Annotated in this window: 7 protein-coding genes, 1 tRNA gene, 2 rRNA genes and 1 pseudogene (1 of these 11 only partly in view); 3 read left to right on the top strand and 8 right to left on the bottom strand. The window is 41.1% G+C overall.

The annotated features are described in order from the left end of the window. The 6 genes and pseudogenes from HFP47_RS09575 to HFP47_RS09550 all read right to left on the bottom strand — a co-directional run. Positions 1–751, bottom strand: a 23S ribosomal RNA gene (locus HFP47_RS09575) (it extends 2,164 nt beyond the left edge of the window). A gap of 188 nt (positions 752–939) precedes the next feature. Beyond that, positions 940–1,012 (bottom strand) — tRNA-Ala (locus HFP47_RS09570). 114 nt (positions 1,013–1,126) lie between these two features. Beyond that, positions 1,127–2,677 (bottom strand): 16S ribosomal RNA (locus HFP47_RS09565). Together the 16S and 23S rRNA genes with 1 tRNA gene alongside form the textbook arrangement of a ribosomal RNA operon. Positions 2,678–3,213: 536 nt before the next feature. Next, positions 3,214–4,619 (bottom strand): annotated as a pseudogene (gene cysS / locus HFP47_RS09560) (cysteine--tRNA ligase). Between the two features lie 141 nt (positions 4,620–4,760). Continuing rightward, positions 4,761–6,257 (bottom strand): glutamate--tRNA ligase, encoded by a 1,497-nt coding sequence (gene gltX / locus HFP47_RS09555; RefSeq protein WP_179876378.1) that lies wholly within the window; start codon positions 6,255–6,257, stop codon positions 4,761–4,763. Between the two features lie 98 nt (positions 6,258–6,355). Continuing rightward, the gene (locus HFP47_RS09550) at positions 6,356–6,943 is read right to left on the bottom strand and encodes a TetR/AcrR family transcriptional regulator (RefSeq protein WP_011679118.1); all 588 of its coding nucleotides are present in this window, start codon (positions 6,941–6,943) and stop codon (positions 6,356–6,358) included. Between the two features lie 134 nt (positions 6,944–7,077). Between HFP47_RS09550 and HFP47_RS09545 the strand changes: the two genes are divergently transcribed. Continuing rightward, positions 7,078–8,316: a YhgE/Pip domain-containing protein gene (locus tag HFP47_RS09545; protein ID WP_011679117.1), complete on the top strand. Its 1,239-nt coding sequence runs from the start codon at positions 7,078–7,080 to the stop codon at positions 8,314–8,316. A gap of 101 nt (positions 8,317–8,417) precedes the next feature. Here the strand turns inward: HFP47_RS09545 and radA are convergent, their stop codons facing one another. Then, positions 8,418–9,788 (bottom strand): DNA repair protein RadA, encoded by a 1,371-nt coding sequence (radA, locus tag HFP47_RS09540; protein ID WP_071951759.1) that lies wholly within the window; start codon positions 9,786–9,788, stop codon positions 8,418–8,420. Positions 9,789–9,835: 47 nt separating this feature from the next. Beyond that, entirely contained in the window at positions 9,836–10,375 is a 540-nt protein-coding gene (locus HFP47_RS09535; RefSeq protein WP_011679115.1) for a deoxyuridine 5'-triphosphate nucleotidohydrolase, read from the bottom strand. A 211-nt stretch (positions 10,376–10,586) separates the two neighbouring features. Between HFP47_RS09535 and HFP47_RS09530 the strand changes: the two genes are divergently transcribed. Further along, entirely contained in the window at positions 10,587–10,889 is a 303-nt protein-coding gene (locus tag HFP47_RS09530) for a GNAT family N-acetyltransferase (protein ID WP_258984611.1), read from the top strand. Then, positions 10,886–11,572, top strand: coding sequence for a ribose-5-phosphate isomerase RpiA (gene rpiA / locus HFP47_RS09525; RefSeq protein ID WP_179876377.1), 687 nt, complete (start codon positions 10,886–10,888; stop codon positions 11,570–11,572). The genes HFP47_RS09530 and rpiA overlap by 4 nt, the downstream gene beginning before the upstream one ends. Positions 11,573–11,646 lie beyond the last annotated feature (74 nt).

Here is an 11,646-nt window from a genome sequence, read left to right as displayed (position 1 = left end):
TCACCTTCATCCTGACCATGGGTAGGTCACTTGGTTTCGGGTCTACAGCATCGTACTATTCGCGCTATTCACACTCGCTTTCGCTGCGGCTCCGGTCTTTCCACCTTAACCTCGCACGATACCGTAACTCGCCGGTTCATTCTACAAAAGGCACGCCATCACCCATTAACGGGCTCTGACTTCTTGTAGGCGTCGTGGTTTCAGGAACTATTTCACTCCCCTTCCGGGGTGCTTTTCACCTTTCCCTCACGGTACTGGTTCACTATCGGTCACTAGGGAGTATTTAGCCTTACGGGATGGTCCCCGCAGATTCCGACCGGATTTCACGTGTCCGGCCGTACTCAGGATCCTGAAAAGAGTGTGCTTCATTTCGCTTACGGGCTATCACCCTCTATAGCCAAATTTCCCAACTTGTTCTGCTATAAAACACTTTTGTAACTCTTATATATCAGTCCTACAACCCCAACATGCAAGCACGTTGGTTTGGGCTCTTCCCCGTTCGCTCGCCGCTACTTAGGGAATCGATTTTTCTTTCTGCTCCTGCTGCTAATGAGATGTTTCAGTTCACAGCGTATTCCGTCAAATATCCTATGTATTCAGATACAGACAACTCTTACGAGTTGGGTTTCCCCATTCGGAAATCTTTGGGTCATAGCGTACTTACCGCTCACCAAAGCTTATCGTAGTTAGTCACGTCCTTCATCGGCTCCTAGTGCCAAGGCATTCACCACGCGCCCTTATTAACTTAACCTATACAACCGAAGTTGTGGTTTAAGTTTATGAGTTGGTCATTTTTCAGACCTGCGATTAAACCGTTCTTTTTAAAGAACTTTTTGTGTTGTTTCTCGGTTCATTTTAGTGCAATCTTACGATTGCTTTTAAAAGAATTTGTTACTATTCAGTTTTCAATGTACAACATGCTAGCCTTTCGACTAGCTATGGAGAATAGCGGGATCGAACCGCTGACCCCCTGCTTGCAAAGCAGGTGCTCTCCCAGCTGAGCTAATTCCCCATAGGATCACTTTGAGACCATGATACCTATTAAAGTATCACACTCAAAACTAAACAAAACTTTGAAACAAACAAATTGACACTTAAGTCCCTGTCGCTTTCCGATTATCCTTAGAAAGGAGGTGATCCAGCCGCAGGTTCTCCTACGGCTACCTTGTTACGACTTCACCCCAGTCATCTGTCCTGCCTTAGACGGCTCCTTCCTAAAAGGTTAGGCCACCGGCTTTGGGCATTACAAACTCCCATGGTGTGACGGGCGGTGTGTACAAGACCCGGGAACGTATTCACCGCGGCGTGCTGATCCGCGATTACTAGCGATTCCGACTTCATGTAGTCGAGTTGCAGACTACAATCCGAACTGAGACGTACTTTAAGAGATTAGCTCACCCTCGCGGGTTGGCAACTCGTTGTATACGCCATTGTAGCACGTGTGTAGCCCAGGTCATAAGGGGCATGATGATCTGACGTCGTCCCCGCCTTCCTCCGGTTTGTCACCGGCAGTCTCGCTAGAGTGCCCATCTGAATGCTGGCAACTAACAATAAGGGTTGCGCTCGTTGCGGGACTTAACCCAACATCTCACGACACGAGCTGACGACGACCATGCACCACCTGTCACTTTGTCTCCGAAGAGAACACTTCTATCTCTAAAAGCTTCAAAGGATGTCAAGACCTGGTAAGGTTCTTCGCGTTGCTTCGAATTAAACCACATGCTCCACCGCTTGTGCGGGTCCCCGTCAATTCCTTTGAGTTTCAACCTTGCGGTCGTACTCCCCAGGCGGAACACTTAATGCGTTAGCTTCGGCACTAAGAGGCGGAAACCTCCTAACACCTAGTGTTCATCGTTTACGGTGTGGACTACCAGGGTATCTAATCCTGTTTGCTACCCACACTTTCGAGCCTCAACGTCAGTTGCAGTCCAGTAAGCCGCCTTCGCCACTGGTGTTCTTCCATATATCTACGCATTCCACCGCTACACATGGAGTTCCACTTACCTCTACTGCACTCAAGTTAACCAGTTTCCAATGCCATTCCGGAGTTGAGCTCCGGGCTTTCACATCAGACTTAATAAACCGTCTGCGCTCGCTTTACGCCCAATAAATCCGGATAACGCTCGGGACATACGTATTACCGCGGCTGCTGGCACGTATTTAGCCGTCCCTTTCTGGTATGGTACCGTCAAACTAAAATCATTTCCTATTCTAGCTGTTCTTCCCATACAACAGTGCTTTACGACCCGAAAGCCTTCATCACACACGCGGCGTTGCTCCATCAGGCTTTCGCCCATTGTGGAAGATTCCCTACTGCAGCCTCCCGTAGGAGTTTGGGCCGTGTCTCAGTCCCAATGTGGCCGATCAGTCTCTCAACTCGGCTATGCATCATTGTCTTGGTAGGCCTTTACCCCACCAACTAACTAATGCACCGCGGATCCATCTCTAGGTGACGCCGAAGCGCCTTTTAACTTTGTGTCATGCGACACTAAGTTTTATTCGGTATTAGCATCTGTTTCCAAATGTTATCCCCAGCCTTGAGGCAGGTTGTCCACGTGTTACTCACCCGTTCGCCACTCACTTGAAAGGTGCAAGCACCTTTCGCTGTGCGTTCGACTTGCATGTATTAGGCACGCCGCCAGCGTTCATCCTGAGCCAGGATCAAACTCTCAATTTGAAAATTTGAAGATTGCTCTTCGATTAAACTGACTATATTTCGCTATATCTCTATAACGTAATCCGTTTATTGTTTGTTACGAATTGACTTCGCAAATTTGTTTTTGTTACTTTACGTAACAGCTACAGATTCGTTTGTTCAAAGTTTTGTTCAGTTTTCAATGTGCTACTCGTTGTCGCTGAGACAACTATATTATCTTACCACGCTCGTTTCGCTTTGTCAACTACTTCTTTTAAGAAGTTTTCGTCGACCTCACTGCTCTTACGCTCTCGCTCCCCCTTGCCTCGCAACGCTTTGCGTCGCTTCGCTCCGTCGGAACATATACTAATATACCAACTTTATTCCCCCTCGTCAACTACTTTTTTACTTGTTTTTTATCTCTTTCCTTCGTTCGCTTTTTATCCCTTTTTATCCCCTTACTTTACCTCCTCATTCGCTTTATCCGCCCCTTTTTTACCCCTTCCCTCCTTTTCGTTCTTTTGCCTTTACCTTTACTTAATAAATAAAAAAAGCCATCAGCAAGCTGATAGCTTTTTTTATTTATGCCAACGTTGGCCTTGTGGTGTATCTTCTACAAATATACCAACTTCTTTTAACTGATTACGTAACAAGTCTGATTCTTCAAAATCATGCGACTCACGAGCTAATACACGTTTATCCAATAATTCGCGTTGCTTCGTTGTAAGTTCTTCGTTACCATCCAATCCCTCAATACCAAATACAGATAATAAATCGGCAATTGTTCCTAATAAATGCTGAACAGTATCAACTTTTACAGTGTTACGCTCAGTGTAGGTATTCCCTATACTAACAAGTTCAAAAATAGCTGCAAGCGCGTTGGGCGTATTAAAGTCATCATCCATCGCCTGGTCAAACGCTTTCTTTTGCACTTCAATCAATGTCTCAACATCTTCATCCCCACCAGGTTCCGATGTTTCCGCTCGAAACATCAAATTTCTATAAGCTGTACGGATGCGTTCTAATTCTAAACGTGCTTGTTCTAAAGTGCTTGCTTCATAGTTAATTGGTCGCCGATACTGCGTTGTGGTCAATAAGTATCGAATGACCATTGGATCGTCATAAGTCGCTAGCATGTCATGTAGCGTTGTAAAATTACCGAGAGATTTTGACATCTTTTCATTATTAACATTAACAAATCCATTATGCATCCAATAATTAACAAACTTTTGTCCCGTTCTGGCCTCAGACTGCGCAATTTCGTTTGTGTGATGTGGAAATGCTAAATCAATACCGCCACCATGGATATCAATTGTATTCGACAAGTACTTTTGCGCCATAACCGAGCACTCTATATGCCAGCCCGGACGACCATTCCCCCATGGAGACGACCATGAGATAACCCCTTCCCGTGGCTCATTTTTCCAAACAGCAAAATCAATCGGATCCTCTTTACGAATAGTCTCCTCATCATTCAAACGACCAGCAGCATTAGCTTCCATCTCTGCCAAATCCTGATGAGCTAAAATACCATAGCCCTTGAATTTCTTAGCACGGAAGTAAACATCCCCTTCGGACTCATATGCATAGCCTTTATCAATAAGATCTTTTACGAATTCGATGATCTCTGGGATAACTTCTGTTGCACGTGAACGCACCGTGGCAGGTTTAATATTTAATGGCAGAGTATCTTCATCAAAGGCATCAGCATACTTATTAGCAACCTCTAGTTCAGAAATGCCTTCTTCTTGCGCACGATTAATAATTTTGTCGTCCACGTCAGTAAAATTCGAAACATAATTGACTTCATAACCACGATATTCAAAATAGCGGCGCACTGTGTCAAAAGCAATGGCTGAGCGAGCATTCCCAATATGGATATAGTTATATACTGTGGGCCACAAACATACATGTTTATTTTGCCAGCAGTAATTGGCTTAAAAACTTCTTTTTCACGTGATAACGTATTGTAGACGTAGATCATAGTTTGCTCCCTTTATAATAGAAAAATTATTATTACTTAGTATTATACATGAGCTGCAAACATTTTGGCATTATTCCTCAGTACGAATGGATACTCAAAATCATAATAAAAAACGCCGAGCATTCCTCGACGTTTAGATACCTATGCTAAATATTTTTCTTTCACATCGCGCATTGTCTTCAGAACAGTGTTCTTATCCAACAATGTCAACATTTCTGGTAAATTAGGCCCTTGGACTTCGTGAGTAGTCATAATACGAATAGGATTCCATAAGTTACGGCCTTTTATTTCTAAGTCGTTTTGAATCGCACGAATTGTACTCATATAGTCGGCCGGAGTTGCATCAGTCGGCAAGGATTCATATGTTGATTCCCACGCAGCTGCCACTTTACGGCCATCTTCTGAAGTCAGGTATTCAACCATTTCATCTGTTATATCGCCCAACTCAAAGAAAGGTTTGCGAACTAGCTCAACAATTTGACGCGTATATGATATACCATCAACGCCAGCGACTTTAATAACTTCTGACAACCACTTTTTCTTATCAGCAGCATCCTCTGCAGATATCAAATGAGCATTGACGAGCTCTTGAATAAGTTGTGGCATAACAGCATCCGTATCACGACGCATCCATTGGTTGTTGACCCATTCTAATTTCTTTTGATCGAACTTAGCATTTGCTTTGCTCAAACGCTTTTCATCAAACATTTCTTTGAATTCTGACAAACTAAAGATTTCATCTTCACCCTTTGGTGACCACCCCAGCAAACCAATAAAATTAACCATAGCTTGTGGTTGGTAGCCTAATTCCTTGTATTGTTCAACGAACTGCAAGAGATTTTCATCACGTTTAGACAATTTCTTACCAGTTTCTCCATTGATAATCAAAGCCATATGTCCAAACTTTGGCACATCCCACCCCAAAGCTTCATAAATCATGATTTGCTTTGGTGTATTTGAGACGTGGTCATCTCCACGAAGAACGTGGGAAATTTTCATCAAGTGGTCATCAACGACAACCGCAAAATTATAAGTTGGCATACCATCAGCTTTTTGAATGACCCAATCACCACCAACTTCTTTAGCACCAATCTCGATATGCCCTTTAACGATGTCATCCCAAGCATATACCTGCTCTTCTGGTACACGGAAACGCACTACCGGCTTTAATCCTTGTGCTTCAAATTCAGCATATTTGGCTTCACGCTCTTCGTTAGTCAAACCTTCATATTCATAAACATAATGCGGCGCCTGCTTAGCTGCCTGTTGCGCTTCACGTTCAGAGGCGAGCTGTTCTGACGTTTTGTAAGACTTGTACGCTTGCCCACTAGCTAATAGTGCATCGATAAATTCTTGATAAATACCCTGTTCATTACGTTCTGATTGACGATAAGGTCCATAAACGCCTGGTTTGTCTGGGCTCTCATCCCAGTCTAAACCTAGCCAAGCTAAATTTTCAAGTTGTGATTTTTCGCCATCAGCAATATTACGTGCTGAGTCAGTATCCTCAATACGAATAACGAATGTGCCATTGTAGTGGCGTGCAAATAACCAATTAAAAATAGCTGTTCGTGCATTCCCTATATGCAAATGTCCCGTTGGTGACGGCGCATAGCGAACACGTATGTCTTCTGTCATGAATCAATAATCTCCTATGTATGGTATTTAGTACCGTTTTGTCTAGGTACTAGTATACAACACTCATGATACTAATTTCCAATCACTATATCGTGTTTTTATGGACGTAAACTTTTTGCAAAAAAGCGAATTTGCTTTTCGTAGAAATCTTCTGGTTCAGTAATTAACTCAGGATTGTCATAGCGAATCGCAGTCAAAAAATAACCGAAATTCAACCATATGACATTCATAACCGCTGCTTCCACATCTACCGACTTTTTTATTTTATTTTGTGCCCTCATCTCTGTAAAATACTGCAGTAAGATTTTTCTGAATCGAATTGGTATTTCTTCGACCGCATGACTCACTTTTGGCATTCGAAAAGATTCTTGAAGGCCTATCAAAACAACTTCTTGATGTTTCTCCTGAAACTCTTGATACGTTCTTGACATATTGATTAGGTCAGTCTCAATATCACCCGTCACAACCAGTGCATCATCAAAAATAGCAGCCAAATCATTGAGATGCCTATCAATCACAGCTGATAGTAACCCTTCTTTGTCTTTAAACTTTCTAAAAATTGTACTAGGATTGACATTCGCTTTTTCAGCAATTTTGTTGATGGTTGCCGATTGATAACCGACTTCTATCAACAATGTAATGAACGCATTTAAAATTAAATCGTATTTTGATGGTTGTTTGGACATGTTTCGTACCTCTTCTTTAGTTATATTATCATATTCTCTTTTGAAAGACAGACTATTTTTAGTATGCACGCAACTACTTGCATGCAAAACGAATAAGTGCTACTCTATTGTCAGCAAAAGAAAAGGAGTTCCACATGAGTTTCAAAAAATTTATTGTCAGCAAGGGTGTCATCGGAGCGCTCATTATCGTGCTATTCTACGGCTTATTGATGGTTGGTATTTATTTTTCAGGGTATAAAGTCGTGCCCAGCAAAATAAACCAATTGCCAGTTGCCATTGTCAACCAAGATAAGGACAGCACTACATTAAAAAAACAACTTAAAAAAAGCTTGCCGTTTAAACACGTCAAAACTGATTTGAATATGAAACAGGCTAAAAGTCAATTGAACGATCGCAAAGTTTATTTGATTATTGATATTCCAAAAGATTTCAATGCCAACCTCAAGAAAATAGATGGTCAATCTAAAGGTGAACTTAAGTTTTACATCAACTACGCCAATCCTATGACATCAGTTTCAGCCATGGAAACTGTCGCCAAATCAGTCGGTAATCATGTTCAAAAAAGTGTTTTACTGCAGCAAAGCAAGGGGATTCTAACAGCCACCGAATTGTCACAATTAGAATCAGAGACAAAATCATTAATCACAGCTAATCCAACACAAAAAGACGCTATTTTACAAAAAGCTGAACAAACAAAAAGCACTGCTACAGCAAAAATAAATCAAACCTATGCAAACGTTGCTAATTCATACAATTACAGCATTGTAAAAGTGAATAAAGCACCTTCTGGTATGCAACATAGCATGGCTCCGTTCTTTATGTCACTAGCTTTTTATATTGGTTCCATGATTGGCGCTATGTTAATTGTCGTTGCATACAAGTCATTTTCACCATTAATAGGTCGCTGGAAAGCATACACTTATACGGAAATCGCTATTATCTTAATTTCAATGATAGCACCGCTGCTAATTGTTGCACTAAGCAAAAGTATGCTTCATTTTGATAGTAATACCTATTGGCAACTGTGGGTTAACCATTCTATTGAGTTATTTGCATCATTGAATGTCAACCTAATCTTCTCATTAATTCTTGGACAACTTGGTATTATGATCAATATGCCTTTCATGCTGACTCAAGTCGTTTCAGGGGCCGGTCTCATTCCACGCCCAATCCTGCCTGATTTTTTCAAGGTCATGAGTAACATTTCTCCTTGTTTCTATTCAATTCGTGCAGATTACAACATTTTATACGGCGGCAATAACACACACACCCTTTGGCTGCAACTTCTGACCATTGGCATCGTAGCTATTATTATTCACCTAGCTATTGTTGCTTTCCAAAAAAAGCGCACACCGCTGGTACAACCTTCATAATAAAAAAGGCCCTTTCTAGGAAGGCCCTTTTTTATGTTTAGCTATTTAATAGAGAGCACAATTGATGTCAGTCAACCCTGTTAATAAATGCTCTGACATGATCATTCTCCTAAGGCAATTTTAAGCGCCTCACTTAATGTTGTTACTCCAATAACTTGAATACCTTGAGGTAATTCGACGCCATTTAAATTATTTTTAGGAACAATAGCACGCTTAAAGCCCAATTTTTTAGCTTCTTTTAATCGTCCTTCAATATCTGCTACGCTACGGACTTCGCCAGTTAGACCAATTTCGCCAACAAAGACATCACTTGGCCTTGATTCTTTATCATGATACGAACTAGCTAGAGCAACAGCAATCGCTAAATCAATTGCTGGTTCATCAAGTTTCACGCCACCTGCTGCCTTTAAATACGCATCTTGATTTTGTAATAATAAGTTAGCGCGTTTTTCTAATACAGCCATAATCAATGACACACGATTCCTATCGAGGCCTGCTGCTGTACGCTGTGCGTTACCAAATACAGTCGGCGTTACTAAGGCTTGTAATTCAACCAAAATAGGTCGTGATCCTTCTAACGCGACCACAATTGCCGATCCAGTGGCACCAGATAAACGTTCTTCTAAGAAAATCTCAGAGGGATTAGCTACCTCTATCAAACCGCCATTACGCATTTCAAAAATACCTAATTCATTCGTTGCGCCAAACCGATTTTTAACCGCACGCAGAATGCGGTACTTATAATTACTATCTCCTTCAAAGTACAATACTGTATCAACCATGTGCTCCAGAATTTTTGGCCCCGCTATGGCGCCATCTTTAGTCACATGCCCTACTATAAATATAGAAATATTATTAGTCTTAGCGATTTGCAACAGATCGGCTGTCACTTCTCGAATTTGTGACACTGATCCAACAGCCGATGAGACATCAGGTTCTTGCATGGTTTGTACCGAGTCAATAACAACAAAATTCGGTTGTAATTCCTCAATCTGCTTTTTCACGGCCGTCATATCCGTTTCCGGATATAAATAAAACTCATCGTGCCCAACGCCTAAGCGGTCGGCACGCAGTTTCACTTGTGTGGCAGACTCTTCGCCGGTCACATATAGTACCCGTCCTTCTTGAGCAAGTTGTCCAGATACTTGAAGTAGTAATGTTGACTTGCCAATACCAGGATCACCACCAATCAAAACCATCGAACCTGGGACAACACCACCACCTAAAACTCGGTTTAGTTCTTTAAGCTTAGTTGCTACGCGCGGTGTCTCTTCAGATGTAATCTCGTTTATTTTTTCAACTTTAGCATTGCGTCCATCTAGACTCACACGACTTTTACGATCATTTGATTCTGGTTGGATTTTTTCTTCAACAAGCGTGCCCCATTCACCACAATTTGAGCAGCGCCCTAAATACCGCGCCGAAACAAAACCGCAGTTGGAACATATAAATTGTGTTTTTACTTTAGCGATATCCTAGTCCTTTCATTTAATTCGTTCTAACATAATGATAAAAGATATTATTGCCCTGTTGAACCAAAGCCACCCTTACGATCTGACTTTTCCACAGCATCATCGCCATCAGCTAACAAATAGGGCAAAAATATGCCTTGACCGATGCGCTCACCTTTTTTAATATGGGCGTCTTTAAGGCCAAAATTAATAAACTGAAAGAAAATTTCCCCTTCATTACCCTCATTATTATAATAATCAGCATCTACGATACCAACTGCATTAGGCATCATTATCCGTTTTTTAATAGGTCCACTTGAACGTGAAACAAGTTGCAAGTATTCACCTTCCCCCATGTAAGCTTTTATACCCGTTGGAATAAGTACCGGTTTAAGCATATCTTGCAAATCTTCATTATCACGTAGCTTTGAAAGTTTCCCAAGTGATAAAATATTAAGTCCCTTGAAAAAATTATTACTCAAAACGCTAGGAATAGTGATGTCCACTGCGGCTTCAAAATCATAACCTGCTGCTTGCTGTGTGCTGCGCTTTGGAACAGTAATATTCTCGTCAGCATATTTGCTAACAATCTCAAATCCACGTGTCATAATAAGTACACCTCTTCATAAATAGTTTATCCCTTATTATACGATATATTGTCCTTATTTTAAAAAATATACGTTAAATTATAAAATGTTAGATGGATTAAAAAATGGTCAGAACAAGTAACACAGACAAGCACAAATTATGTTAGTATCATAGGTAAATAGTAAATTTTCACGCACTCAATTAAATACCGCTAATCATTATGCTGTTATAATAAAACGAGAGGAAATTATTATGGAATTCCAACACGAAAATGGTCGTTATTTCTTGGAAAAAAACGGCAAAGTTATCGCTCAGATTACTTATACAGTAATCAACGAGGGGCAAACCTATTCAATTAATTCAATCGTAGTGGATCCATCTCTACGTGGGCAAGGTGTTGCTAAAAAATTGTTAGACACGATTGTTGCTGATGCGCGTGCCAAAAACATGACAATAAAGCCCGTTTGTCCTTATGTAAAAGAAGCATTTTTACGTTACCCCGACACTTATCAGGAGATTGAGTACAAATCATGAGTTCATCACAGGATTTACAAAAAATTATTGCTGGTCGCCGCACCGCCGACTTTGTTCAGGACGGTATGGTAGTGGGCATTGGCTCTGGATCAACAATTGCTCAAGTCATTACCGCTTTAGGTGAACGCGTGGCCAATGAAAATTTAAAAATCGTCGGCGTCCCTACTTCTGAAAAGACAAGGCGCAATGCTGCAAAACTAGGAATCCCGATGTACAACGTTGATGATGTCGATAAAATTGATCTTACAATTGATGGAGCTGACCAAATTTCGGATGATTTCTCAGCCATTAAAGGTGGCGGGGCCGCGCTTTTATGGGAAAAAATCGTTGCGTTTAACTCTCGTGAGAATATCTGGGTTGTAGACAGTAGCAAACGTGTATCCAAACTAAATCAGTATTTGCCAGTCGAAATTATTCCATATGGATCTGACCAATTATTTAAACGCTTTACTGCAGATGGGTTCCATCCTACTTGGCGTTTAGATCAAAATGGCAACCCTGTACGTACAGATTCAGCAAATTACCTCATTGATCTACATGTTCCCGTTATCGAAGATCCACGTGATTTGGGTCAAGAATTAATTAATATGGTCGGTGTTGTAGAGCACGGTCTGTTCACTGATGTTGTTAACCGTGTAGTCATTGGTAGTGATGATGGCGTTGAAATTATTGAAGCACCTTAAAGGGTGCTTTTTTTCTATATCAAGAAAGAAAAATATGGTGTCATAAAACTTAACAAATAAAATTGGTATAGTTA

Origin of the sequence: Leuconostoc sp. DB-1, assembly GCF_013414845.1 — a bacterium.
In the GTDB taxonomy this organism is placed as follows: domain Bacteria; phylum Bacillota; class Bacilli; order Lactobacillales; family Lactobacillaceae; genus Leuconostoc; species Leuconostoc mesenteroides.
This window is presented reverse-complemented; position numbering and strand designations above follow the sequence as displayed.

What these genes read in the sequence shown, in the direction of transcription:
- gltX (WP_179876378.1), bottom strand. Translation starts at nt 6,257, where the DNA reads ATGACAGAAGACATACGTGTTCGCTATGCGCCGTCACCAACGGGACAT.
- HFP47_RS09550 (WP_011679118.1), bottom strand. Translation starts at nt 6,943, where the DNA reads ATGTCCAAACAACCATCAAAATACGATTTAATTTTAAATGCGTTCATT.
- HFP47_RS09545 (WP_011679117.1), top strand. Translation starts at nt 7,078, where the DNA reads ATGAGTTTCAAAAAATTTATTGTCAGCAAGGGTGTCATCGGAGCGCTC.
- HFP47_RS09535 (WP_011679115.1), bottom strand. Translation starts at nt 10,375, where the DNA reads ATGACACGTGGATTTGAGATTGTTAGCAAATATGCTGACGAGAATATT.
- rpiA (WP_179876377.1), top strand. Translation starts at nt 10,886, where the DNA reads ATGAGTTCATCACAGGATTTACAAAAAATTATTGCTGGTCGCCGCACC.